The organism is Erwinia sp. STN24 (assembly GCF_041320675.1).
In the GTDB taxonomy this organism is placed as follows: domain Bacteria; phylum Pseudomonadota; class Gammaproteobacteria; order Enterobacterales; family Enterobacteriaceae; genus Erwinia; species Erwinia aeris.
Genome location: NZ_JBGGPM010000002.1, coordinates 235553 through 261328, shown reverse-complemented (window position 1 = coordinate 261328; position 25776 = coordinate 235553). Strand labels below are relative to the sequence as shown.

The following is a 25776-nucleotide window of genomic DNA, read 5'->3' as shown; positions in this document are numbered from 1 at the left end:
AGGCCGGTCTTATCCGGCCTTCTTCCTTTTTTCTGCTGGAAAGCATTATGGCATGTGGCGAATTTGAACTTATCACGCGCTATTTTGATCGCATAACTAGCTCTCGTCGTGATGTGGAAAAAGGCATTGGCGATGACTGCGCCCTGCTCAACCTGCCCGAAAAACAGACGCTGGCGATCAGCACCGATACGCTGGTAGCGGGCGTACACTTTCTGCGTGACATCCATCCCGCCGATCTCGGTTATAAAGCGCTGGCGGTCAATCTCAGCGATTTGGCGGCAATGGGCGCCGATCCCGCCTGGCTGACGCTGGCGCTGACGCTGCCCGAGGTAAACGAAGCCTGGCTGAAAGAGTTCAGCGACAGCCTGTTCGAACTGCTGGATTATTACAATATGCAGCTGATCGGCGGCGATACCACGCGCGGCCCGCTGAGCATGACGCTGAGCATTCACGGCCTGGTGCCGCAGGGCAGGGCGTTGAAGCGGTCTGGCGCAAAGCCCGGCGACTGGATTTACGTTACCGGCACGCTGGGCGACAGCGCGGCAGGGCTGGCGCTGTTGCAGCACCATATCAAAATTAACGATCCCGCCGCGCATGAAGCCTTAATCAAACGCCACTTGCGCCCGATGCCGCGCATTCTGCAAGGGCAGGCGCTGCGCGACCTGGCCAGCGCCGCTATCGATATCTCCGACGGGCTGATCTCCGATTTGGGGCATATCCTGAAAGCCAGCGGCTGCGGCGCTCGTCTGCATCTGGATGCGCTGCCGCTTTCCGGGGTGATGAAAAGCCATTTTGACCCGGAGCAGGCAATCAGCTGGGCGCTGAGCGGCGGTGAAGACTACGAACTCTGCTTTACCGTCCCGGAAATCAATCGCGGCGCGCTGGACGTGGCGCTGGGGCATTATGGCGTGCCTTTTACCTGTGTAGGCCAGCTGGCGCCGCAGTCAGAAGGGCTGGTGCTGCTGGAAAACAACCGGCCCGTCGAGCGCAAACTGAAAGGATTTGATCACTTTGGATAAGCACGAGGCGAAAAAACGCCTGAAGATGAGCAATCCCTGGCACCTGCTGGCAACCGGTTTTGGCAGCGGATTAAGTCCGGTGGTGCCCGGCACCATGGGATCGCTGGCGGCTATTCCTTTCTGGTATCTGATGTCGTTTCTGCCGCCGGATATCTACTCTCTGCTGGTGATGTTCGGCATCTGCATTGGCGTTTATCTCTGCCATCGCACCGCGAAAGATATGGGCCTGCACGACCACGGCAGCATCGTCTGGGACGAGTTTATCGGTATGTGGATCACGCTGATGGCGATCCCGGTGAACAGCTGGCAGTGGGTGCTGGCCGGATTCGTGATTTTCCGCATCCTGGATATGTGGAAGCCGTGGCCGATCCGCTGGTTTGACCGCAACGTCCACGGCGGCATGGGCATTATGATAGATGATATTGTCGCCGGCATTATTTCCGCCGGTATTCTCTATTATGCCGGGCACCATCTGGCGCTGTAGCGAGCCGTGTAAAAAGGAGGCCAGCATAGCTGGCCTCTTTGCTTTATGCTTTAGTCCTGGCGCAACAGCGGCGCGGCTTATTCAAATCCCACCACGTGATGCGGCTGATAAACGCTTTCCAGCTCCGCGATCTCTTCCTGCGTCAGCTCAATATCCACTGCTTTTACCAGATCGGCCAGCTGCTCTGCGCGTGAAGCGCCGATAATCGGCGAGGTGACCACCGGTTTTGCCAACAGCCATGCCAGCGCTATCTGCGCACGGCTCACACCGCGAGCTTCGGCAATAGCCGCCACGCGCTGCGCAATCGCGCCGTCGTTCTCTTCGCTTCTGGCATACAGCGTGCTGCCGTATTCGTCGGAAGCGGTGCGCGCGGTGGTTTCACCCCACGGACGGGTCAGGCGACCGCGCGCCAGCGGGCTCCACGGCAGCACGGCGATATTTTCTGCCTGGCAGAGCGGGTGCATTTCGCGCTCCTCCTCACGTTGGATCAGATTGTACTGATCCTGCATGCTGACAAACCTTGTCCAGCCGTGACGATCCGCCGTGTAGAGCGCCTTGGCGAACTGCCAGGCATACATAGAAGACGCGCCGATATAGCGCGCTTTCCCGGCCTTCACCACGTCGTGCAGCGCCTCCAGCGTCTCTTCCAGCGGCGTGTTGTAATCCCAGCGGTGGATCTGCAATAAATCCACGTAGTCGGTGCCCAGGCGCGTCAGACTGTCATCAATGGACTGCATAATGCTGGCGCGTGAAAGGCCGCCGGCAAGATTACTCATCGGAAAGTAAACTTTGGTCGCCAGCACGATATCTTCGCGGCGCGCGTAGTCTTTCAATGCACGTCCCACGATTTCTTCACTGCTGCCGTCGGAATAGCTGTTGGCGGTATCGAAGAAGTTAATGCCCGCCTCCAGCGCCTGTTTGATCAGCGGACGGCTGCTCTCTTCAGGCAGTGTCCAGGCGTGGCGGCCGCGTTGGGGTTCGCCATAGGTCATACAGCCCAGGCACAAACGGGAAACGGTGAGATCGGTATTGCCTAACGGAAGGGTTTTCATGCGTGCTCCTGCTGATGTTAAAAAGGCGCAAAGGCCTAAGCATAGCAGGTACAGGCTCCCCGGAAGGGGAGCCTCGTGCGGTATTACAGCGCCAGCCAGCGCTTAATCTGCTGTTCGATGCCTTCGGCGTCCAGCTGATAATCGTGGCGGATCTCTTCCTGGGTGCCCTGCGGAATAAACTCATCCGGCAGGCCGATATTCAGCACCGGCACCAGCACGCGTTTCGCCATCAGCGCTTCAATCACGCCGCTGCCCGCGCCGCCTTTAATCGCGCCTTCTTCCAGCGTGATCAGCGCCTCGTGGCTGGCGGCCAGCTCAACGATCAGCGCCTCGTCCAGCGGCTTCACAAAGCGCATATCCACCAGCGTGGCGTTCAGCGATTCCGCGACGGCGGCGGCTTCCGGCAGCAGCGTGCCGAAGTTCAGGATTGCCAGCTTCTCGCCTTCGCGTTTCACCACGCCTTTGCCCAGCGGCAGCGACTGCAACGGCTGCAGCTCCGCGCCGGTTCCGGTGCCGCGAGGATAGCGTACCGCGCTTGGGCCAGCGCTATAGTGATAGCCGGTATAGAGCATCTGACGGCATTCGTTCTCGTCGCTTGGCGTCATGATCACCATATTCGGAATGCAGCGCAGGAATGAGATATCAAAAGCGCCCTGGTGCGTCTGACCGTCCGCGCCAACGATGCCGCCGCGATCGATAGCAAACAGCACCGGCAGCTTCTGGATCGCTACGTCGTGGATCAGCTGATCGTAGGCGCGCTGCAAAAACGTCGAGTAAATGGCGACCACGGGCTTATAGCCGCCAATCGCCAGTCCGGCGGCAAAGGTGACGGCGTGCTGTTCGGCAATCGCCACGTCAAAATATTGCGCCGGATAGTCGCGCGAAAAGCTGACCATGCCGGAGCCTTCACGCATGGCAGGCGTAACGGCCATCAGCTTGTTGTCATCGGCGGCGGTTTCGCTCAGCCACTGGCCGAAAATCTTCGAGTAGCTCGGCAGACCTTCGATCGCTTTCGGCAGCAGGCCGCTGGCCGGATCGAATTTCGGTACGGCGTGCCAGCTAATCGGATCTTTCTCCGCAGGGGCGTAGCCTTTGCCTTTTTTGGTCATGATATGCAGGAACTGCGGGCCTTTCAGATCGCGCATGTTTTTCAGCGTCTGCACCAGCGTCAGCACGTCGTGGCCGTCGACCGGGCCAATATAGTTAAAGCCCAGCTCTTCAAACAGCGTGCCGGGCACCACCATACCTTTCAGATGCTCTTCGGTGCGTCTGACCAGCTCTTTGATCGGCGGCAGGCCGGTCAGCACTTTTTTGCCGCCTTCGCGCAGCTTCGAGTAGGTTTTACCGGAAAGGATTTGCGCCAGGCGGTTGTTCAGCGCGCCGACGTTTTCCGAAATCGACATCTCGTTGTCGTTCAGCACGACCAGCAGATCGGATTTGATATCGCCCGCGTGGTTCATCGCCTCAAACGCCATGCCCGCCGTGATGGCGCCGTCGCCGATCACGCAGGCGGTGCGGCGGCCTTTGCCTTCTTTCTCTGCGGCAACGGCCATGCCCAGTCCGGCGCTGATCGAGGTACTGGAGTGGCCGACGTTCAGCACGTCATATTCGCTTTCGTCGCGCCATGGGAACGGATGCAGGCCGTTTTTCTGACGGATAGTGCCAATACGATCGCGGCGGCCGGTCAGAATTTTATGCGGATAGGCCTGGTGACCCACGTCCCAAATCAAATGATCAAAAGGCGTGTTATAGACATAGTGCAGGGCAACGGTCAGCTCTACCACGCCCAGTCCGGAGGCAAAGTGGCCGCTGGAGCGGCTGACGCTGTCGAGTAAATACTGTCGTAGCTCATCACAGAGTTTTGGCAGGCTCTCTTTAGGAAGCGAACGTAGTTCTTGTACCGAAGCGGCCTGCGCCAGCGTTGGATATTTTGCAGTATCAAAACTCATCAGAGACTCATTGTGAAAGTTATTTATTGCGTTCAATTATGTAACTTGCAAGCAGCTGTAGTGATGCTGTGTCAAAGCCTTGCGCGGCAAGTATTTCCAGTGCGCTGAGCGACTCCTGACAGAGCTCCCACGCTTTTGCCCGCGCGCGCTCAAGTCCCATCAACGCCGGGTAGGTACTTTTTCCTAACTGCTGATCGGCTCCCTGGCGTTTGCCGATGATGGCGGTGTCGCCCACCACATCCAGAATATCGTCCTGCACCTGAAACGCCAGGCCGATGGCTTCGGCATAGCGATCGAGCGCGGGCAGCGCGTCGCGTCCTCTGTCGCCGGCGGTCAAAGCGCCCAGGCGAACCGCGCAACGGATCAGCGCGCCGGTTTTATAACGGTGAATTTGCTCAAGCTCGCGCAGACCGACCTGCTGGCCTTCCGCAGCCAGATCCAGCGCCTGGCCGCCGCACATGCCCGCAACGCCGCTGGCCTGCGCCAGCTCGGAAATCATCGCAATACGGTACTCTGCCGTTACGCCAGGCAAAGGCGTATCGGCAAGTATAGTGAAGGCCAGCGTTTGTAGCGCGTCACCGGCCAAAATAGCCGTATCTTCGCTGAATTTAATATGGCAGGTCGGCTGGCCGCGACGCAGGCTGTCATCGTCCATCGCAGGCAGATCGTCATGGATCAGCGAGTAGGCATGAATGCACTCGACCGCCGCAGCGGGCGCATCCAGCGCGGCATCGTCAGCATGAAGCATTTTGCCGGTAGCATACACCAGAAACGGGCGCAGGCGCTTGCCGCCGAGCAGCGCGCCGTACTCCATGGCATTCACCAGCGGAGACTGCTGAAAGGGCAGCGCGGTAATAAAGCGTTGTAAAGCCAGGTTGACGCGCGCGTGATGCGCGGTAAGAAGAGCGCTAAAATCCATCAGTCGTTTTCCGGCGTGAAGGGCTGAAGGTCGCCATTTTTGTCGTCGTTAAGCAGGATTTGCACACGCTGTTCCGCCTGCTGCAGTTTCTGCTGGCCCGCTCGCGCCAGCTGCACGCCGCGTTCAAATTCGTTGAGCGCCTCTTCCAGCGGCAGCTCGCCGCTTTCAAGACGGGAGACAATTTGCTCCAGCTGGGCAAGCGAGGTTTCAAAACTGGCGGGCTGTTCGGCTTTTTTCGGCATAATAACGGTTGCTCGGTGATGTTTTAGTCTGTCAGGTCACTCATGGTAGCCGACTCAAATTGATTAGCAAAATAATGATTCCGGGCGCTGTTGAAGAAGCAGTCGCCGGGCAGATGTGATACACTCATCTCCCCTGGATGTGAAGGGCGTAAGCTACTTTGCAATTCTCTGATTTTACCAGCTAAGTGCGCTCCATTTCAGCACTTAATTGCCCGTTGAGCCCGTGCCACCATGAAGTTTATCATTAAATTATTCCCTGAAATCACCATTAAAAGCCAGTCCGTTCGCCTGCGTTTTATCAAAATGTTAACGACGAACATTCGTAACGTATTGAAACAGTGCGACGAGACGCTGGCCGTGGTGCGCCACTGGGACCATATCGAAGTCCGTTCCAAAAACGAAAGCCAGCGCGGCTATATTATTGACGAACTGTCGCGCATTCCCGGTATTCATCACGTGCTGGAAGTCGAAGAGCGCGGCTATACCGATCTGCACAACATTTTTGAGCAGACGCTGGCGATGAACCGCGAGCGTATCGAAGGCAAAACCTTCTCCGTACGCGTCAAGCGTCGCGGCAAGCATGAGTTCAGCTCGCAGGACGTTGAGCGCTATGTAGGCGGCGGGCTGAATCAGCACGTCCAGAGCGCGCAGGTCAAGCTGAACCATCCGCAGGTCACGGTCAACCTGGAGATCGAAGACGATCGCCTGCTGCTGATCACCGGACGCTATGAAGGCATCGGCGGTTTCCCTATCGGCAGCCAGGAAGACGTGCTGTCGCTGATCTCCGGCGGCTTCGACTCCGGCGTGTCCAGCTATATGCTGATGCGTCGCGGCTGCCGCGTGCACTACTGCTTCTTTAACCTTGGCGGCGCGGCGCATGAAATCGGCGTGCGTCAGGTGGCGCATTATCTGTGGAACCGTTTTGGCCGCTCGCACAAGGTGCGCTTCGTGGCTATCAACTTCGAGCCGGTGGTTGGCGAGATTCTGGAAAAAGTGGACGACGGCCAGATGGGCGTGGTGCTGAAACGCATGATGGTGCGTGCGGCCTCGACTATCGCCGAGCGCTACGGCGTGCAGGCGCTGGTGACCGGCGAAGCGCTGGGCCAGGTCTCCAGCCAGACGCTGACTAACCTGCGGCTGATCGACAACGCTTCCGATACGCTGATCCTGCGCCCGCTGATTTCGCATGACAAAGAGCACATCATCAAGCTGGCGCGCCATATCGGCACGGAAGATTTTGCCCGCACCATGCCGGAGTATTGCGGCGTGATCTCGAAAAGCCCAACGGTAAAAGCGGTAAAGGCGAAAATCGAAGCGGAAGAGCAGAACTTTGATTTTGCCGTGCTGGAGAAAGCTATCGAAGAAGCCACCAATGTCGATATCCGTCAGATTGCGGAAGAGACCGAGCAGGAAGTGGTGGAAGTCGAAACCGTGGTGTCGTTTGGCGACAACGACGTGGTGCTGGATATCCGCTCGCCTGACGAGCAGGATGACAAGCCGCTGGAGCTGGAAGGCGTTGAGGTAAAAGGCATGCCGTTCTATAAACTCAGCACCCAGTTCGGCGATCTGGATCAGAGCAAAACCTGGCTGCTTTACTGCGATCGGGGCGTAATGAGCCGTTTGCAGGCGCTCTATTTACACGAGCAGGGCTTTAAAAACGTTAAGGTTTACCGTCCGTAAGCGGAAAGGTAAAAGGCGCTGGCTTCAGCGCCTTTTTTATCTCTTAACTCCGCTTTTGTTCGCAACAGGTTACCGGCTAAAGCGCTGGCCTGGCTGCTTCTCTGTCGCCAGCAGGCCTTTGCCCGTCAGCGACGCCGCTCAAACGGGTAGTCGCGCAGGCCGGATCTATTCCACCCATTCCCGATAGTCAAAAATACCCGCCGCCGGCACCAGCTGCTGCGCCACCTCATGCGCTTTCTCTTTACCTGCCAACAGATCGATCAGCTTCAGGGCAAAGTCGATCGCGGTGCCGGGCGCCTGGCTGGTGAGCAGATTGAAGCGGCGATCCCAAACCACGCGTTTATCCATCCACTGGCTTTCGGGAATAGTCTCCTTGAGGCCGGGAAAGCCGGTCATATTGGCAATCGGAAACAGCTTATGCGGCACCAGCACCGTGCCGGCCGCTGCGCAGATCGCCGCGACAATACGGCCGGACTGGTGAAACTGCCGCACCGTTTCCACCAGCAGCGGGCTGTCGCGAAAGGCTTCCGCGCCTTTCAGGCCGCCGGGCAGCACGATGGCGGCAAAATCGTTGTCGGCTACCTCAACCAGCGTGGCATCGGTTAACAGCCGTACGCCGCGCGAACAGCGGATTTCTTTGCTGCCGTCATCCGTTACGCTGGCGGTAGTGACCGTGAAGCCCGCGCGCACCAGCAGATCGATAGTGGTAACGGCTTCGGTTTCTTCACTGCCAGGTGCCAGGCAAACCAGTACGCTCGCGCTCATAATCTTGTTCCTTACGCTTAATCATTTCATAAAGTCGGCTGTTTTCCGGCGTGGTCAGCCCCTGCGCCCGCGCACGACGGATAACGTAGCCGGTAATATAGTCAATCTCCGTACGCCGCTGCGCGCGGATATCCTGCAGCATGGAAGAGGTATTGGCGGCGGTCGCGGTAATAATCTCTTTCACGTAGTCCAGCAGCGCCTCGCGAGAGGTATGTTCACCTTCACGCTCCATAACCATCGCCACTTCATCGCAGAGCAGGGCCACCTCCTGCGGATGGTTAAGCAGCTCGCCGTTGGTGCAGTCATACTGAACCGTCAGCGGATTGATCACGCAGTTTACAGCCAGCTTTTGCCAGGCGGCGGAGGAGACATTGTTATGCCAGGCGACGTCCGGCAGCGCCTGTTGCAGCGTTTCTGCCAGCCTGCTGAGCATGGCGCCGTCCGGAGAAGTCGGGCCGATGTGGGTAATGCCGGAAGCAACATGGATAACCATGGTGCCGTCGCGCTTTGCCGCATGGGTCGTGATCCCGCGCAGCAGCGGCTGCGTGAGCATTTTAAGCTCGTCAAGCGTGCCCATGCCATTATGCAGCAGCAGGATCGGGCAGTCTTCACGCAGAATAAACCGCAAATTTTTTACCGCTTCGGATACCTGCCACGCTTTCAGCGTTACCAGCAGCAGGTCGCTTTCCGCTAAAAAAGCAGGGTCGTTGGCAATAAAGGTTTTGTTACTTATGTTGCCCTCAAGATCCACCACGTTGACCGAGCAATAAGGCTGCGGTACGCGTAGCCACCCCTGCACCTCATTGCCCTGAGCGTCCAGCGCAGCCAGCCAGATCTGCCCTAAAGCGCCGCATCCCAATACGGTAATCTTCATTCTTCCTCTCCGCAGCGGGTTGGATTAATTCTGCCGGGCCGAAGGCCGCGCTGGCAGAGCTGTTCTTATTATAGCTTTCCATGCCGATGGTTTTTTTACTGATGCTAAGTCGGTATTATGCCTGTCACAACAGAATCAGGAGAAAAAATCATGCCATCATTCGATATCGTATCTGAAATCGACCTGCAGGAAGTGCGCAACGCCGTTGAAAACGCCAACCGTGAAATTTCCACCCGTTTCGATTTTCGCAACGTGACGGCCAGTTATGAGCTGAACGAGAAAAACGAAACGATCAAGGTGCTGAGCGAGTCTGATTTTCAGGTGAAGCAGCTGATCGATATTCTGCGCGAGAAACTGCTCAAGCGCAGCATTGAAGGCGGCGCGCTGGAAGTGCCGGAAGAGATTGAGCACAGCGGCAAAAGCTGGAGCGTGGAAGTCAAACTGAAAAAAGGCATCCCGTCTGACGTGGCGAAAAAAATCGTCAAGCTGATCAAAGACAGCAAGCTGAAAGTGCAGTCTCAGGTGCAGGGTGAAGAAGTGCGCGTGACCGGTAAGTCCCGTGACGATCTTCAGGGCGCGATGGCGCTGGTGCGCGGCGGCGACCTGGGGCAGCCTTTCCAGTTTAAAAACTTCCGCGATTAATAATAAAAGGGCGATGCATCGCCCTTTTATTCAGTTTTCCCCGCCTGAATTCCACCGCTTCCGCCAGACTTTGTCATCGTAAAGGCGTTATCACGGCATTACGCAGCGCGACAAAGAGGGGAGGGCGGGGAGCGAGGCCGGAAATAATGGGGCGACAGGCCCCATTAACAGATAATCAGCAGCTGCCGACCAGCGCTTCCAGCTCGGGGCGATTGGTGACTTTGCTGTCAATCTTCACGTAGGCGCTTCGCTCTTCCGGCACGATAAAGACGGCGGCGACGCCAGGCTGCGCCCTCAGGCGTTTTTCCAGCGCGGCGGTGTCGGTAATATCATCGTGCAGCACGATACGCAGGCTGCTGACGTACGGCGGCTCCTGCATGGTGCAGCTCACCAGCAGCCAGACTACGGCGATAAAAGCGCCGACCACAAAGACGGTGGAGGCATCGAAGTGGCCATACAGCCAGCCGCCCAGGCTACCGCCGATCGCCACGCCAATAAACTGGCTGGTGGAGTAGACGCCCATCGCGGTGCCCTTATAGCCCGGTGGCGATTCTTTACTGACCAGCGAAGGCAAAATCGCCTCCATCAGGTTAAAGCCGATAAAGAACAGCTGCACGCCTAAGACCTGCGTCCAGAAGTGGTTGCCCGCGCCCCAGAGCACGATTTCTGCGATCAGGATAATCGCCACGCAGGCGATAAATACCCGCTTCATCTGGCGCTTCACTTCCGCATAGATAATAAACGGGATCACGCCGCAGAAAGCGATCAGCATGGTGACCAGATAGACTTTCCAGTGCTGCTCCGCCGGGAAGCCAGCCTGCTCGAACTCGCCGGGCAGCGCCACGAAGCTGGACATCAGCAGAATATGCAGGCACATAATGCCGAAGTTCAGCTTGACCAGGCGGCTGTTGGCCAGCACCGCGCGGAAGCTGCCCTTAACAATGCCGGATTCGCGGTTAAGCATATGGTTAGAGGCAGAAGGCACCACCAGCAGCGTGATCACAATGCCGCTGGACGCCAGCAGCGCAATCATCCAGAACAGCGCATGCAGACCAAGCGCATGGGTCACAATCGGCCCAAGCACCATCGCAATCGCAAAGGTAACGCCGAAGCTGATACCGATAAAGGCCATTGCTTTGGTGCGGTTCTGCTCGCGCGTCAGGTCGGAAAGCAGAGCCATTACCGCCGCCGCAATCGCGCCGGAACCCTGTAAAGCGCGGCCCAGGATCACACCCCAAATAGAGTTGGTGCTGGCAGCAATCACGCTGCCGAGCACGAAAATCAGTAGTCCGCCGACAATCAGCGGCTTGCGGCCGATACGGTCGGAAAGCAGACCAAAAGGAATTTGAAACACGGCCTGTGCCAAACCGTAGATACCGATAGCAAGACCTATCAGCGCTTCGCTGGCTCCCTGTAATGCCATGCCGTAAGTGGTCAGGACGGGCAGAACCATAAACATGCCCAGCATACGCAGGGAGAATACCGTTCCCAAACCCCATGTCGCACGCAGTTCGACCGGAGTCATTTTATTATCGTTCATTACTACCTCAGTTTATCTGGTGAGCATATTTTAAGGCGTTGGGAAAGGTGGGTAAAATTATTATTAACGAGAAGTGGTAACAAAAAGAAAGGGCGCGATAATCGCGCCCTTCGGAGGAGGTGGAAGTTACCAGACGTAAGTCAGTAAATCCTTTGAGGCCGGCGTCATAAAGTCAACCGACATCATCACGCTTAGCGCGGTGATGGCGACGATGGAGAAAACGAACAGCTTGCGTGCCCAGACGCGATCGTTCTGCGTCTTATAGCCCGAAAGCGCCATTCCCAGCCACCATACGCTCACGGCGGCGGCGACCACCAGATATTTGTAGCCCGCGTAGCCCACCAGCGTCAGCATCAGTGTCGCAACCATAAACGCCAGGATATACAGCGTGATATGGTTTTTCGCCACGGAGATGCCTTTTACCACCGGCAGAACCGGGATATTCGCTGCCTGGTAATCTTTAAAGCGGAAGATAGCAATCGCATAGGAATGCGGCATCTGCCACAGGCTAAAGATAGCCAGCAGGATCAGCGCGCCAGCGTCGAACTGGTTGCTGACGGCACAGTAGCCGATAACCGGCGGCGCAGCGCCGGAAAGGCTACCAATCAGCGTGCCGTAGACGGATTTACGCTTCATATAGAGGCTGTAAATACCGACGTAAACCACAAAGCCCATCACCGCCAGCCACATGGCCAGCGGGTTTGCTCCGAGATACAGCAACGCGAATCCAGCAATACCCAGAACGGTTGCATAAACCAGAGAGACTGTCGGAGAAATGAGGCCTTTTACCAGCACACGGTTTCTGGTTCTCTCCATTTTTACGTCGATGTCGCGGTCAATAAAGTTGTTATAAACACAACCCGATGCGACCACCAGCGAGACGCCGACTAAGGTGGTGAGAAACAGGGAATAGTCAATGCTGCCTTTAGAAGCCAGCAGAAATCCCCCGATGACAGAAATTAAATTCCCGAAAATAATTCCTGGTTTCGTTACTTGCAGGTATTGCTTAATCATCACAGGCGACTCTTTAACGGACCATCATGTTGTAATTGAGGTTCCACATAATCCATATAGAGCCCACTACGACAATCAGAATGATGACGGCGGAAAACACTATCGCCACCAGATTCCAACGCTGATCGGTAGACGTGCTGAGGTGCAGGAAGTAATAAAGATGCACCAGCACCTGTACCACGGCTGCAATCACCACCACGGCCAGCATCGTCGTTTTAGACGCGCCGCCTTCCATGACGATCCAGAATGGAATCGCAGTCAGGATGATCGACAGAATAAAGCCGATCATATAAGTCTTCACGTTACCGTGAGAGGTACCATGATCGCTTAATGTCTTGCTCATTACATGGCCCCCAGCAGATAAACAATGGTAAATACGCAGATCCAGACAACGTCCAGGAAGTGCCAGAACATGCTCAGGCACATCACGCGGGTGTGGTTGGTGGAGGTCAGGCCCTTAGTGGCAACCTGATACATCAGCACCAGCATCCAGATCAGACCTGACGTCACGTGCAGACCGTGCGTACCTACCAGCGTGAAGAACGCCGACAGGAAGCCGCTGCGCTGCGGACCAAAGCCTTCGGTAATCAGGTGATGGAACTCATAGATTTCCATCCCGATAAAGCCAAGACCAAACAGGAAGGTCAGGCCCAGCCAGCCGAGAACGGCAGACTTAGTCCCTTTTTCCATGCTGATAACGGCAAAGCCGTAGGTAATGGAGCTGAACAGCAGCAGGGCGGTTTCAACCAGAACAAACGGTAATTCAAAAATATCTTTCCCTGACGGGCCGCCAGCGGTGTTGTTGACCATAACAGCATAGGTCGCGAACAGCGTGGCGAAGATGATGCAGTCGCTCATCAGGTAGATCCAGAAGCCAAACAGCTTATTGGCTCCTGCATCGTGATGCCCATGCTCCGCATGGGCTTCGTGGTGCTTAGTCAGAGTTTCAGTTGACATTTTTCAGACCTGCTTTGCTAATTTCGTCAAAGTGCTGATTCTCGATTTTTTCGATCTCGGCAACGGGAACGTAGTAATCCACGTCATCGTCGAAGCTCTTGATAATCCAGGTAAGGATCATGCCGAGGAAGGTGAGACCAGCCAGCCACCAGATGTGCCAGATAGCGGCAAAACCAAACACCATGCTGAACAGACCGATGACCAGACCCGCGCCGCTGTTTTTCGGCATGTGGATCTCTTCATACTTAGCAGGACGTTTGTACGCTTCGCCTTTCTCTTTCATTTCCCAGAACGCATCGCGCTCGTGGATAACAGGCACTTCAGCAAAGTTGTAGAACGGTGGTGGTGAAGAGGTTGCCCACTCCAGCGTACGACCGCCCCACGGGTCACCGGTCAGGTCGCGCAGCTGCTCGCGGTCACGTACAGATACCCAGAACTGGGTAAGCTGGCACAGGACGCCACAAGCGATCAGCGCAGCACCGACTGCCGCAACCACCAGCAGAGTGTGGAACTGAGGATCGATATTCTGGCTCAGACGACGGGTCATACCCATGAAGCCCAGCGCGTACAGCGGCATAAAGGCAACAAAGAAACCAATGATCCAGAACCAGAAGGCGCGGATACCCCATTTTTCGTTCAGGCAGAAGCCGAACGCTTTCGGGAACCAGTAAGTCACGCCAGCAAAGCAACCGAATACCACACCACCGATAATAACGTTATGGAAGTGGGCAATCAGGAACAGACTGTTGTGCAGAACGAAGTCAGCACCCGGCACCGCCAGCAGAACACCGGTCATACCACCAACAGAGAAGGTGACCAGGAAGCCTACGGTCCACAGCATGGCAGAGTGCATCTGAATGCGGCCCTGGTACATGGTGAACAGCCAGTTGAAGATCTTAACACCGGTCGGGATGGCGATAATCATCGTCATGATACCGAAGAAGGCGTTAACGTTCGCACCGGCACCCATCGTAAAGAAGTGGTGCAGCCACACGATGAAGGAAAGGACGGTGATAACAACCGTTGCCCAAACCAGCGAGGTGTAACCAAACAGGCGTTTTTTCGAGAAGGTTGCAACCACTTCGGAGAACACGCCGAAGACAGGCAGAACCAGGATATAAACTTCCGGATGTCCCCAGACCCAAATCAGGTTGACGTACATCATCATGTTGCCGCCCATTTCGTTGGTAAAGAAATGGAAGCCCAGATAACGGTCAAGGGTCAGCAGCGCCAGCGTCACGGTCAGAACCGGGAAGGAGACGATGATCAGTACGTTAGTACACAGGGATGCCCAGGTAAACACAGGCATTTTGAACATGGTCATGCCCGGAGCGCGCATTCTCAGGATAGTAACGAAGAAGTTAATACCTGTTAATGTCGTCCCGATACCGGAGAGCTGCAGACTCCAGATCCAGTAGTCGACCCCGACCCCCGGACTGTATTCCGCGCCGGAAAGCGGTGGATAAGCCAGCCAGCCGGTCTGAGCAAACTCGCCCACACCCAGTGACAGGTTAACCAGCACCACGCCCACAGCCGTGAACCAGAAGCTCAGGTTGTTCAGGAACGGGAAGGCCACGTCGCGCGCGCCGATCTGCAAAGGAACAGCAATGTTCATCAGACCGATAACGAACGGCATTGCTACGAAGAAGATCATGATCACGCCGTGAGCGGTGAAGATCTGGTCGTAGTGATGAGGCGGCAGGAAGCCTGGATCGCCCATCGAGGCCATCACCTGCTGGCTACGCATCATGACCGCATCGGCAAAGCCGCGCAGCAACATGACGAAAGCCACGATGATATACATGATACCCAGTTTTTTATGGTCGACTGACGTCAGCCATTCAGTCCACAGGTATTGCCACTTACCGAAGTAAGTGATTGCTCCAGCAACAGCCAGACCACCAAGAATGATGGCGGCAACCGTAACCATGATAATCGGCTCATGGTACGGAACAGCATCAAGGGTTAATTTTCCCAACATCGTATTATTCCTCGGCTCCCGCGTGAGAGGCGTCGTTCATGTCCATGCCTTCATGCTCAGAGGACATAGCCATATTCCCGTGGTTCATCTTGAATTTGCCAATAACCTGCTTGAACAAATCAGGATTCGCCGTAGAGAAGAACTCCACCGGATGGTTTTCGCTTGGCGCAGCCAGTTTCTCGAAATCATCCATGGTCATCAGCTGGTTAGAAGACTCTTTCGCTTTCGCTACCCACTGATCGAATGCTGCATTATCAGGTGTGGCGATAGCTTTGAACTTCATGCCGGAGAAGCCGCGACCGCTGAAGTTAGAGGAGATACCGTCAAACGTGCCGGCCTCATTCGCGATCAGGTTCAGCTGAGTCTGCATACCCGCCATAGCGTAAATCTGGCTACCGAGGGTAGGAATGAAGAAGGAGTTCATCACGGAGTTCGAAGTGATCTTAAAGGTCACTGGCGTGTTGGCCGGGAAAGCAATCTGGTTAACGGTTGCAATACCCTGTTCAGGGTAGATAAACAGCCATTTCCAGTCCAGCGCCACCACATCAATCTCAATGGGTTTCACATTGGAAGCCAACGGTTTGCTTGGTTCCAGCGCGTGGGTTGATTTCCACGTCAGGACGCCAAGGAAGAGAATGATAAGGATGGGCACAGTCCATACCACGGCTTCCACTTTATTCGAGTGTGACCAGTTTGGACTGTATTTTGCTTCGGTATTCGATGCCCGATATTTCCAGGCGAACACCACGGCCATCAGGACTGCGGGAATAACGACGATCATCATCAAGCCGAAGGCTGTCAGTATCAGCGAACGTTGCTCCATTGCAACCTGTCCTTTGGGACTCAACAATGCACTATCACAGCCACTTAACAATACAGTGCCTGCGATTAATGACAGAATCCCCAAACTTTTATTGTATTTCCTGAGTCTCATTTAACGACCTCAATGACAAGGGCTCTATTGTCGTTTAAGTGTGGCGGCATTTTACGGGAACGTTTCAGTACTGTAAACCAGCAACAGCTTGTGTCAGCGAGGTGTTGACACCTTTTGCAAACACTGTCACACATGTTTCGGAGGGTGACAAAATATGAATAATAGCAGGGCTTTGGGGGTGATATAACAAAAACAGATGGAAAATCCCCTTCAGAAATCAGGGTCGCTATAAACAGCGAAATTGGTACTCAATTATTTAACATAGCTGTAGCATTTGATCTATGTCAAATAAACAAAAATAGTTTCGTAGCGGTTGTGTTTTCTCGTTTTATTGTAAATGTAAAGACGAGAATCTTTAGGAAATAACGGACGAGGCAAAATAAGCGCAGCGGTGGAATTGTTAAAAAATGATTAAATTACCTACACCACTGCCGCTATTTACAGCGAAAAAAAAGGGCGTTTGTTACGTTGCTGTTAGCTTATTTTCTGCTATGGGCAATAAATAATAGCCGTTAAGGGTGCACAGAACAGCGCTGCTAATGTATTCCGGCTTCTTCAATGCTAACCCGATGTAATCAGACGGCACTGAGTTTGCCTTAAATCCGGGGTGGTCTGCATCCGCTTTCTCGGGTGAGCGAGCTTGTTACGTGAGGTTTATCACACTATTCACTCTGGTTATCAATTGTTGTTGACAATGGCAAACGCACATCAATGAGTGAAGCCCGGCCCGGCCAGACGGGTGACAACGGGAACCGCCGTCCGATTGCCGGACGGCAAATGACCTTAGTCCTGCGCGCTGCGCTGCGCCAGATAATCGAGCAGCGAACCCAGCATCACGCCCGCCAACCCCAGCAGCGCCGCACCGCCAAACAGCGTTGCGAGTAAATGGTCGATATGCGCCACGCCCAGGGCATCCAGTGCCAGCAGCGCCAGCGCAATCCCCGCCAGCGCGCAGCCCAACAGCAGCAGACGGATAGCCCAGCTGTAGGCCTGTGGCCAACGATCGCGGGGAGCGAACTCGCGCGTTTTCTCTGCCCTGTCCAGCGTGCGCTTACAGCCCGCCAGCAACACCAGCCCCGGCAGCGCCGCCGCGACGGAAAAGGCGTAAAACGCGGGCCAGCCCCAGCCTGCCACAAACCAGCCCGCGACCGGCCCGACATAGACGCGACCGACGGCGGACAGGGCAGAAAGCAGCGCGAACTGCGTGGCGGAAAACGACTTGTTGCACAGCGTCATCAGCAGCGCCACAAAGGCCGCCGTGCCCATACCGCCGCACAGATTCTCTGCAAAGACGGCCGCCGCCATGCTGTAAAGGTGTTTGTCGGTCACCGACAGCAGCCAGTAAGCCAGGTTTGACAGCGCCTGTAGGATGCCAAACAGCATCAGCGCGCGATAAAGGCTCAGCCGCTGCATCAGTACGCCGCCGAACAGCGCGCCGATAATCGTGGCGAACAGACCAAGCGTTTTGTTCACCAGCCCCACGTCGCCTGCGTCAAAGCCCACGCCGCGAATAAGGAAGATAGTGGTCAGGCTGGCGGCAAAGGCGTCGCCAAGCTTATAAAGGACAATCAGCGACAGGATCAGCCAGGCGTTATTACGGGTGAAAAAATCGCGCAGCGGCGCAATCACCGCTTCTTCCAGCGAGCGCGGCTGAACAATTGCCTCATCCGGTTCCTTCGCCAGCAGCGTGGCGATCACGCCCGGCACCATCATCGCGGCCATCAGCCACCAGATGGCCTGCCAGCCCAGATAACGGTCGGCCAGCCAGAGCGCCAGCCCGCCGGAAACCAGCATCGCCAGCCGGTAGCCGAACACGCTGATTGCCGCGCCGCTGCCGCGCTCTTCGGCAGGCAGGATATCCGTTTTCCAGGCGTCAAAAACAATATCCTGCGAGGCGGAACAGAAGGCGACCAGCACCGCCAGCGAGGCGAGCAGCGTCAGATCGCGTGACGGCTGCATAAAGCCCATCAGCGCAATAGCGACGATCAGCAGCAGCTGGGTCACCAACAGCCAGCCGCGCCGACGTCCTAAAAACGGCGGCGTATAGCGGTCCATCAGCGGCGACCAGAGAAACTTAAAGACGTACGCCTGCCCAACCAGCGAAAAAAAGCCGATGGTTTTAATATCGACATTTTCTACGGCCATCCAGGCCTGTAACGTGCCGGACGTCAGCGCCAGCGGCAAACCGGAGGAGAAACCGAGCAGAAGCAGAAGGGCGGCGTTACGACGGGTGAAAATTTGCAGATAGTGACTGGGCATACAAACCTTAAACAGTGCCCGCCAGCGCGGCGGGCAAGGCTATATTAACGGGCGTTTTGCTTGATAAACTCGTGAATGCTGGTGTCCTGCGCCATATCGTCGATGACGTCGCCCAGCGTCGCGTTGACCGCGTTGGTGATCTTATCGTTGGTGGCGTTAAACGCGCCTTCGACGCTGTAGGTCTGACGGTAGTTTTTCACCTGCTTGTTGCCGTTTTTTGCGGTAGCAATAATAGAGATATCGGCCTTGGTGGTAATGCTGTAGCGCACGTTGCCCTGGGTAACGTCTGAATAAAGGTTGTTCACCACGATCTGCAAATCAACCGCGCCGTTCGGGCCGATCATATAGCCGCGCGCGCCCATTTGTTTCTCCAGCACTTCCTGAAGCAGGAAACGCAGATCGCGGGACGGGGTCAGCGTGACCAGCTGGCCGTCGCGGTTCACTTTGGCGAGCGCTTTATCGCTACGCTGATCGGCACCGTTAATGCTGACGGTGACGCCCATCAGGCTCGGATCCTGCTGCGGCAGTTTGATGACTGGCGAAACGTTCAGCGTAGTGCTGTTGGTGGCGCAGCCGGCCAGCATAAATACCGCCAGCAGAGGGAAGAATAATTTTTTTAGCATGCTTATGTTCTCGATTTTATGGGGTGTAGTCCGGACAAAACCGAGGTCATCATAACATTGCCTGTAGCAAGAGGAAGCCCCGGCGACGCGCAAATTCATTACCTTATCTTTTCACCCGGGCGGTCGGACGCGCTTTCTGGGCGCGGACAGTTGCAGCCGCCAGCGGGAAAATGCACAGTAGCGCGCCTGAACGGCGGATATTTTTCCGTAAACGGATCGGCAGGCGGCGAAATCCGGCTAATATTGAATAAGATGGGGCGCATCAGGTCGTAGAGGAGTGTGGTTATGATCCGCGAACAAATAGAAGAAAAGTTGAGAACGGCATTTACACCCGTGCACCTGGAGGTTCATGACGAAAGCTATCGTCACAATGTGCCTGCAGGGGCGGAAAGTCACTTCAAGATAGTTATCGTCAGCGACAGCTTTCTTAACCAGCGCTTTCTGATGCGGCATCGCGCCATTTATGGCGTGCTGGCCGACGAGCTGGCGGGAAGCGTTCACGCGCTGGCGCTGCATACCTATACCGAAAAAGAGTGGGTAGGGTTACAGGACACGGTTCCGGCTTCGCCCAACTGTCGCGGTGCCGGTACGCTGGCCTGAGGCAATCTCTGAAAATCTGAAGCGGCCTGCGGGCCGCTTTGTTGTTTCTGGTCGAAAAAACCGCGTTAACCCTTTCTTTTACTCCTTTCAGATGCAAAAAGCGTGAACCTTAACAAAATGGCGGCGCGTTGCAGCCTCGACTCGCTTTGCCGTTGCCGCTATAATGCTGCGTCTGTTTTTCCGAATGTCTTCGGGACGCTTCTGACAACAGGGAATGCGGTTCTGACATCAGAGGCCGTCCCGGTTCTTAGTCTTACTTTGCCCTGACGGGTAGAGCGAGTCTGAAGTTGACCGAGCACGTGATTTTTTGAGGTAATAAGATGCAAGTTTCAGTAGAAACAACTCAGGGCCTGGGCCGTCGCGTTACGATTACCGTTGCTAAAGATGTGATCGAAAACGCGGTGAAAAATGAGCTGGTCAGCGTAGCGAAAAAAGTGCGTATCGACGGTTTCCGTAAAGGGAAAGTGCCGATGACCGTGGTTGCACAGCGTTACGGCGCGTCTGTTCGTCAGGACGTGCTGGGCGATCTGATGCAGCGCAACTTTGTTGATGCGATCATCAAAGAGAAAATCAATCCGGCTGGCGCGCCAAATTACGTGCCGGGCGAATACAAAACCGGCGAAGACTTCACTTTCTCCGTAGAGTTCGAAGTCTATCCGGAAGTCGAGCTGAAAGGCCTGGAAGCAATCGAAGTTGAAAAACCGGTTGTTTCCGTGACCGACGAAGACGTCGATGCCATGCTGGATACCCTGCGCAAGCAGCAGGCGACCTGGAAAGAAACCGATCGCGCAGCGGCAGCTGAAGATCGCGTGACCATCGACTTCTCCGGCTCTGTAGACGGCGAAGAGTTCGAAGGCGGCAAAGCGTCCGACTTCGTACTGGCGATGGGCCAGGGTCGTATGATCCCAGGCTTTGAAGACGGTGTGGTTGGCCACAAAGCGGGCGAAACCTTCACTATCGACGTGAACTTCCCGGAAGACTACCACGCTGAAAACCTGAAAGGGAAAGCGGCGAAGTTCGAGATCGTGCTGAAGAAAGTTGAAGAGCGCGAGCTGCCGGAATTCACCGAAGAGTTCATCAAGCGTTTCGGCGTGGAAGATGGCTCCGTAGCGGGTCTGCGTACCGAAGTGCGTAAAAACATGGAGCGCGAGCTGAAAGGCGCCGTGCGTAACCGTGTGAAGACTCAGGCTATCGACGGCCTGGTCAGCGCTAACGAAATCGAGGTGCCGGCTGCCCTGATCGACAGCGAAATCGACGTGCTGAAGCGTCAGGCTGCACAGCGCTTCGGCGGTAACGAGAAGCAGGCTCTTGAGCTGCCTCGCGAACTGTTCGAAGAGCAGGCTAAGCGCCGCGTGGTGGTTGGTCTGCTGCTGGGCGAAGTTATCCGCAGCCACGAGCTGAAAGCGGATGAAGATCGCGTGAAGACCCTGATCGAAGAGATGGCGTCTGCCTACGAAGATCCGGCTGAAGTGATCGAGTTCTACAGCAAAAATAACGAGCTGATGAACAACATGCGCAACGTCGCGCTGGAAGAACAGGCGGTGGAAGCCGTGCTGGAAAAAGCCAAAGTGACCGAAAAAGCGACAAACTTCCAGGAACTGATGAACCAGACCCAAACGGCCTGATCGTCTGATTTTTCAGGATAAATTAAAGCCCGCGGTCATCATGACCGCGGGCTTTTTTCTTTTATCCGCCGGATGGCGTGACATTATGGGCCTTATTCGCTCATTAAAGCGGCAAATTATCGACTATGCTACTTTTCCTGGTTAGCAGCCGCCTGAAAACGTTGTTATGCTTGAATTAGCGGGGGTGTATCCCCAGATAGTAAAGTTACGGTAAGGCTTTAGGATCGCCGATAGCTTTCGGGTGAATAAAGTTGGGGACATAGTGTTCCGGAACGCTCTCAAGTAGAATTGGTAGTGTGGCCAAATGAAAAATCCAGGAGACGGTAATGTCATACAGTGGCGAACGTGAACAAACAGCACCTCATATGGCTTTAGTGCCAATGGTGGTTGAACAAACTTCTCGCGGAGAGCGTTCTTACGACATCTTTTCCCGCCTGCTGAAGGAGCGCATTATCTTCCTGACCGGCCAGGTCGAGGATCATATGGCGAACCTGATCGTCGCGCAGATGCTGTTTCTGGAAGCAGAAAACCCGGAAAAAGATATCCACCTTTATATTAACTCTCCTGGTGGCGTAATTACCGCGGGCATGTCTATTTACGACACCATGCAATTTATCAAACCTGACGTCAGCACCATCTGTATGGGCCAGGCCTGCTCAATGGGTTCTTTCCTGTTGACCGCCGGCGCGAAAGGCAAACGCTACTGCCTGCCGCATTCCCGCGTGATGATCCACCAGCCGCTGGGTGGCTTCCAGGGTCAGGCGTCGGATATCGATATTCACGCGCGTGAAATTATCAAAACCAAGCAGATGATGAATGAGCTGATGGCCAAACATACCGGTCAGAGCGTCGAAACCATCGAGCGCGACACCCAGCGCGATCGTTTCCTTTCTGCCAGCGAGTCGGTGGAGTACGGTCTGGTCGACGCCATTTTGAACCAGCGCGGTTAAGCGGCGCTGGTTGGTAAAAGAGATTGCTGCCGTCATAAAGGCAGACTGACGGCCCGGGCCGTCAGCGTTAAACAAGAGGGGCAAGTTAATGACAGATAAGCGCAAAGACGGTTCAGGGAAGCTGCTGTACTGCTCTTTTTGCGGCAAGAGCCAGCATGAAGTCCGCAAGCTGATTGCCGGCCCGTCAGTGTATGTCTGCGACGAATGCGTCGATTTATGTAACGACATCATTCGCGAAGAGATCAAAGAAGTCGCGCCCCACCGCGAGCGCAGTTCGCTGCCGACGCCGCACGAAATCCGCGAGCATCTGGACGACTACGTTATCGGCCAGGAGCGGGCGAAGAAGGTGCTGGCGGTGGCGGTCTACAACCACTACAAGCGCCTGCGCAACGGCGACACCAGCAACGGCATCGAGCTGGGCAAAAGCAACATCCTGCTGATTGGCCCGACCGGCAGCGGCAAGACGCTGCTGGCGGAAACGCTGGCGCGCCTGCTGGACGTGCCGTTTACCATGGCCGACGCCACCACGCTGACCGAAGCGGGCTACGTGGGCGAGGACGTGGAAAACATCATCCAGAAGCTGCTGCAGAAGTGCGACTACGACGTGCAGAAAGCGCAGCGCGGCATCGTTTACATCGATGAAATCGACAAGATTTCCCGCAAGTCGGACAACCCGTCCATCACGCGCGACGTGTCGGGCGAGGGCGTGCAGCAGGCGCTGCTGAAGCTGATTGAGGGCACGGTCGCCGCGGTGCCGCCGCAGGGCGGGCGCAAGCATCCGCAGCAGGAGTTTCTGCAGGTGGACACCTCGAAAATCCTGTTTATCTGCGGCGGCGCGTTTGCCGGGCTGGACAAGGTTATCTCGCAGCGCGTGGATACCGGCTCGGGCATCGGCTTTGGCGCGACGGTAAAAGGCAAGGCGGAGAAGGCGACGGAAGGCGAGCTGCTGGCGCAGGTGGAGCCGGAGGACCTGATTAAGTTCGGTCTGATCCCGGAGTTTATCGGTCGTCTGCCGGTGGTGGCGACGCTGACCGAGCTGAGCGAGGAAGCGCTGATCCAGATCCTGTGCGAGCCGAAGAACGCGCTGACCAAGCAGTATCAGGCGCTGTTCAGCCTGGAAGGGGTGGAGCTGGAGTTCCGCGAAGAGGCGCTGAAGGCGATAGCGGGCAAGGCGATGTCGCGCAAAACCGGGGCGCGCGGGCTGCGCTCAATCGTGGAGGGCGCGCTGCTGGACACGATGTACGACCTGCCGTCGATGGACGACGTGGAAAAAGTGGTGATCGACGAGTCGGTTATCGCGGGCGAATCGGATCCGATGCTGATTTACGGCAAGGGCGAGGCGCAGCAGGCGTCCGGCGAATAGTTCTCTGTACGACCTGCCCCCCTGAAAAAGAGAGCCTTCCGGCTCTCTTTTTTTTATCGGCCCGATCTTTCAGCCATTGACCGCCTGAAAAGCCAGACGTGGAGCCTGCTGCCTGTCGTGCCCTCAGCCTGCTCTGACGCTACGGCCCCGCAGCATCTTCCACGCGCCGCCTCTTTCAATCAAATGGTAGAGATGTTTTGAAATAAACAGCGACAGCGCGATAAACAGCAGCAGAACCGCCACCTTGATCGGGGAAGAGTCCAGGCCGACACGGGCAAGATTATTAAAGACAATCCACTTCGCGGTATAAAAGTTGGCATGGAAAAGATAGAGCGAATAAGAGTACATGCCGATAGCGTGAAGTTTATCGTAGGCAAAGCCTTTAAAATCCTCCATGTTGGCCATCAGCAGCACAAAGGTCCAGGAAGGCAGGCATGACCCCAGCAGATCGCGGATTTGCAGATTGGTTACGCCCTGTCTGGCCATCAGCCACAGCAGCAGCATAGCGACAGGGATCAGCAAAAATACGGCGGGATTTTTTTTCACGTGGTGGAAACCCAGCTGCCGTCCGCACATGCCGACGATAAACGACAGCAGCGCAAGGTTGCCCGCCACGGATTTGAACGTAACGCCGTGCCAGCCCAGATAGCCGTCATTACCCCAGGTCATGTTGGTCGCAATAAGAATGGCGAGCATCGCTACGGTGGTAAAGGAGAAAACAAAGGCTTTTTTATTCAGCAACGTTTTGCCTACGCAAAGCAGCAGATAAAAATAGAACTCGTAGACCAGCGTCCAGGCCGCCGGATTCGCCATCGATTCCGACCAGTTATAGGGCAACGCCTCTCTGTCCCACTCCGTCCAGGGGATGAGAAAGAGATTATGCAGAAGATAAGTTAATGAGCCGGTCTTGTGGAGCGTATATAAGATAAGGGGAATGGAGAGGATGAGGTAGGCGGGATAGATCCTTTTTATTCTGTTTTTAATAAAGGCGCCCGCTGACTGATCCTCTCTGAAGGTGTGCATCATAATATAGCCGCTCAGGAAGAAGAACATCGATACGCCAACCTGTCCTGCACTGAAGAAGTGAGCAACGGCGCGGGGTGAGAGATGCTCCAGCACCACGCACAGCGCGGCCAGCCCCCTGACAATCTGCAGATTGTAGATTTCTTTACGGATCATTTTCTTTTCCTTAACCATAAACGGCAAGGAATATACACGGAGTTATGGCTGGTACATATTCCTGGGCGGGAGATTCGGATAATGCTTAGTTTTACTTATGATTTGGCAGTGAGGCAGAATAAAAAAAGCCTCCGGTTAAGGAGGCTTCAGGCTGCTGAAAATTAAAGGGTCTGTACGAAATGGTTTTTTACAGCGAAACATCAGCTTCGTAGCAGCAGAGGCTGAGCGGACAAACGGACCGTTTGGCGCATGGACGTGCCAACCGAGCCTCCACGGACGGATCTACGGCGTGTCCGTGTTCCGATCTGCCTCTGGTGTTATTCTCCGGCCCGAACGCGACTTAATGAAAGGGCAGGAGTTTGTCAGCAACCTCAGCCTCCGGTTAAGGAGGCTTCAGAAGGAAGGAAAAGGGATTAACCTTTCAGCTCGTCCCAGTGGGTGATCAGATGGCTGGCGATGCCGTATTCAATCGCCTGCTGTGGACCCATCCAGTAGTTGCTGTCCGTATCCTGTTCCACTTTTTCCAGCGGCTGGCCGGTTGCTTTGCTGATCAGCCGGTTGATACGGTCGCGCGCGCGCAGCAGCTCGTTGGCTTCGATTTCGATATCGGAAACCTTGCCGCGCACGCCGCCCAGCGGCTGGTGGATCATAAAGCGGGTATTAGGCAGCGTATAGCGATCTTCTTTCTCCGCCGCCAGGAAAATGGTGATGCCCGCGCTGGCTACCCAGCCGGTGCCGATAACCTGTACCTTCGGCTTCACGAACTTGATCATATCGTGAATGGTATCGCCAGCTTCGACGTGGCCGCCCTGACTGTTGATAAACAGCTTGATCGGCTCATCGCCCATTTCCTGCAGGATCAGCAGCTGGGCGGTAACTTTCTCCGCCAGCGTCTGATCGATTTCGCCAGAAATGATCACAGATCGGGCTTGCAGTAACTTGTTAAGCGCCAGAGAGGATTTCTCTTCCGGGCTCTCTTTCTTTGGCTCCTGAGACATTATTTAGACTCCATAGGAAACGATCTGTATAAGTGACAAGAGTTTAGCATAATCCATTCAACAGCTAAATCAACTGTGGCGGCGCTGAATGATTGCCTGCCAAAACAGCGGCTTATTAGCTGTTCCC

The 25776-nt window shown here is 55.5% G+C and carries 24 protein-coding genes; 8 read left to right on the top strand and 16 right to left on the bottom strand.

Translation table 11 applies throughout. The annotated features are described in order from the left end of the window. Positions 1-47: 47 nt before the first annotated feature. A complete protein-coding gene (thiL, locus tag ACA373_RS11470; RefSeq protein ID WP_301252317.1) occupies positions 48-1019 on the top strand; it encodes a thiamine-phosphate kinase in 972 nt (323 codons plus the stop codon). After that, entirely contained in the window at positions 1012-1503 is a 492-nt protein-coding gene (gene pgpA / locus ACA373_RS11465) for a phosphatidylglycerophosphatase A (RefSeq protein WP_369896327.1), read from the top strand. The genes thiL and pgpA overlap by 8 nt, the downstream gene beginning before the upstream one ends. Positions 1504-1580: 77 nt before the next feature. Here the strand turns inward: pgpA and ACA373_RS11460 are convergent, their stop codons facing one another. The 4 genes from ACA373_RS11460 to xseB form a co-directional block, all read right to left on the bottom strand. Beyond that, positions 1581-2555, bottom strand: a complete 975-nt coding sequence (locus ACA373_RS11460) for an aldo/keto reductase (RefSeq protein WP_370734516.1) — start codon at positions 2553-2555, stop codon at positions 1581-1583. Between the two features lie 83 nt (positions 2556-2638). Continuing rightward, a complete protein-coding gene (dxs, locus tag ACA373_RS11455; protein ID WP_253455070.1) occupies positions 2639-4504 on the bottom strand; it encodes a 1-deoxy-D-xylulose-5-phosphate synthase in 1866 nt (621 codons plus the stop codon). Positions 4505-4523: 19 nt separating this feature from the next. Next, entirely contained in the window at positions 4524-5423 is a 900-nt protein-coding gene (ispA, locus tag ACA373_RS11450; protein WP_253455069.1) for a (2E,6E)-farnesyl diphosphate synthase, read from the bottom strand. After that, positions 5423-5665, bottom strand: a complete 243-nt coding sequence (gene xseB, locus ACA373_RS11445) for an exodeoxyribonuclease VII small subunit (protein WP_125288415.1) — start codon at positions 5663-5665, stop codon at positions 5423-5425. Before xseB ends, ispA begins: the two co-directional genes overlap by 1 nt. A gap of 231 nt (positions 5666-5896) precedes the next feature. On the opposite strand from xseB, the gene thiI reads away from it, so the two are divergent. Next, positions 5897-7345, top strand: coding sequence for a tRNA uracil 4-sulfurtransferase ThiI (thiI, locus tag ACA373_RS11440; protein WP_125288416.1), 1449 nt, complete (start codon positions 5897-5899; stop codon positions 7343-7345). Between the two features lie 165 nt (positions 7346-7510). On the opposite strand, the gene yajL is transcribed toward thiI, so the two are convergent. Together yajL and panE are read right to left on the bottom strand one after the other, a co-directional pair. Next, positions 7511-8110: a protein deglycase YajL gene (yajL, locus tag ACA373_RS11435; RefSeq protein ID WP_253455067.1), complete on the bottom strand. Its 600-nt coding sequence runs from the start codon at positions 8108-8110 to the stop codon at positions 7511-7513. Beyond that, on the bottom strand, positions 8070-8984 hold the full coding sequence (gene panE / locus ACA373_RS11430) for a 2-dehydropantoate 2-reductase (RefSeq protein ID WP_369896324.1): 915 nt from the start codon (positions 8982-8984) through the stop codon (positions 8070-8072). The genes yajL and panE overlap by 41 nt, the downstream gene beginning before the upstream one ends. Before the next feature lie 150 nt (positions 8985-9134). Here panE and ACA373_RS11425 point away from each other — a divergent pair, with 150 nt between their 5' ends. Continuing rightward, positions 9135-9626, top strand: coding sequence for a YajQ family cyclic di-GMP-binding protein (locus ACA373_RS11425; RefSeq protein ID WP_301252322.1), 492 nt, complete (start codon positions 9135-9137; stop codon positions 9624-9626). A gap of 175 nt (positions 9627-9801) precedes the next feature. On the opposite strand, the gene ACA373_RS11420 is transcribed toward ACA373_RS11425, so the two are convergent. The 8 genes from ACA373_RS11420 to ACA373_RS11385 all read right to left on the bottom strand — a co-directional run bounded on the left by ACA373_RS11420 (position 9802) and on the right by ACA373_RS11385 (position 18934). Further along, on the bottom strand, positions 9802-11166 hold the full coding sequence (locus ACA373_RS11420) for an MFS transporter (RefSeq protein WP_253455063.1): 1365 nt from the start codon (positions 11164-11166) through the stop codon (positions 9802-9804). A gap of 126 nt (positions 11167-11292) precedes the next feature. After that, entirely contained in the window at positions 11293-12180 is an 888-nt protein-coding gene (cyoE, locus tag ACA373_RS11415) for a heme o synthase (protein ID WP_125288628.1), read from the bottom strand. A 13-nt stretch (positions 12181-12193) separates the two neighbouring features. Next, positions 12194-12523 carry a cytochrome o ubiquinol oxidase subunit IV gene (locus ACA373_RS11410; RefSeq protein ID WP_125288421.1) on the bottom strand — a complete coding sequence of 110 codons (330 nt, stop codon included), beginning with the start codon at positions 12521-12523 and terminating at the stop codon, positions 12194-12196. Further along, a complete protein-coding gene (locus ACA373_RS11405) occupies positions 12523-13137 on the bottom strand; it encodes a cytochrome o ubiquinol oxidase subunit III (protein WP_370734515.1) in 615 nt (204 codons plus the stop codon). The genes ACA373_RS11410 and ACA373_RS11405 overlap by 1 nt, the downstream gene beginning before the upstream one ends. Next, positions 13127-15118 (bottom strand): cytochrome o ubiquinol oxidase subunit I, encoded by a 1992-nt coding sequence (gene cyoB, locus ACA373_RS11400; RefSeq protein ID WP_253455059.1) that lies wholly within the window; start codon positions 15116-15118, stop codon positions 13127-13129. Before cyoB ends, ACA373_RS11405 begins: the two co-directional genes overlap by 11 nt. Positions 15119-15122: 4 nt before the next feature. After that, positions 15123-16052, bottom strand: a complete 930-nt coding sequence (gene cyoA / locus ACA373_RS11395) for a cytochrome o ubiquinol oxidase subunit II (protein WP_125288424.1) — start codon at positions 16050-16052, stop codon at positions 15123-15125. Between the two features lie 783 nt (positions 16053-16835). After that, positions 16836-18311 (bottom strand): muropeptide MFS transporter AmpG, encoded by a 1476-nt coding sequence (gene ampG, locus ACA373_RS11390; RefSeq protein WP_370734514.1) that lies wholly within the window; start codon positions 18309-18311, stop codon positions 16836-16838. Between the two features lie 44 nt (positions 18312-18355). Further along, positions 18356-18934 carry a lipoprotein gene (locus tag ACA373_RS11385; protein ID WP_253455055.1) on the bottom strand — a complete coding sequence of 193 codons (579 nt, stop codon included), beginning with the start codon at positions 18932-18934 and terminating at the stop codon, positions 18356-18358. Positions 18935-19219: 285 nt separating this feature from the next. Between ACA373_RS11385 and bolA the strand changes: the two genes are divergently transcribed. The 4 genes from bolA (at position 19220) to clpX (ending at position 23472) form a co-directional block, all read left to right on the top strand. Beyond that, the gene (gene bolA / locus ACA373_RS11380; RefSeq protein ID WP_253455054.1) at positions 19220-19534 is read left to right on the top strand and encodes a transcriptional regulator BolA; all 315 of its coding nucleotides are present in this window, start codon (positions 19220-19222) and stop codon (positions 19532-19534) included. A gap of 320 nt (positions 19535-19854) precedes the next feature. Continuing rightward, positions 19855-21159 (top strand): trigger factor, encoded by a 1305-nt coding sequence (gene tig / locus ACA373_RS11375; protein ID WP_369896323.1) that lies wholly within the window; start codon positions 19855-19857, stop codon positions 21157-21159. 326 nt (positions 21160-21485) lie between these two features. Further along, positions 21486-22109 carry an ATP-dependent Clp endopeptidase proteolytic subunit ClpP gene (gene clpP, locus ACA373_RS11370; protein WP_125288429.1) on the top strand — a complete coding sequence of 208 codons (624 nt, stop codon included), beginning with the start codon at positions 21486-21488 and terminating at the stop codon, positions 22107-22109. An 88-nt stretch (positions 22110-22197) separates the two neighbouring features. Beyond that, complete coding sequence (gene clpX / locus ACA373_RS11365; RefSeq protein WP_253455051.1) at positions 22198-23472, top strand: ATP-dependent protease ATP-binding subunit ClpX; 1275 nt, start codon at positions 22198-22200, stop codon at positions 23470-23472. Positions 23473-23595: 123 nt separating this feature from the next. On the opposite strand, the gene ACA373_RS11360 is transcribed toward clpX, so the two are convergent. Next, on the bottom strand, positions 23596-24651 hold the full coding sequence (locus ACA373_RS11360) for an acyltransferase (RefSeq protein ID WP_253455050.1): 1056 nt from the start codon (positions 24649-24651) through the stop codon (positions 23596-23598). A gap of 413 nt (positions 24652-25064) precedes the next feature. Further along, positions 25065-25649, bottom strand: coding sequence for an ATP-dependent Clp protease proteolytic subunit (locus tag ACA373_RS11355; RefSeq protein ID WP_125288432.1), 585 nt, complete (start codon positions 25647-25649; stop codon positions 25065-25067). Positions 25650-25776: the final 127 nt, after the last annotated feature.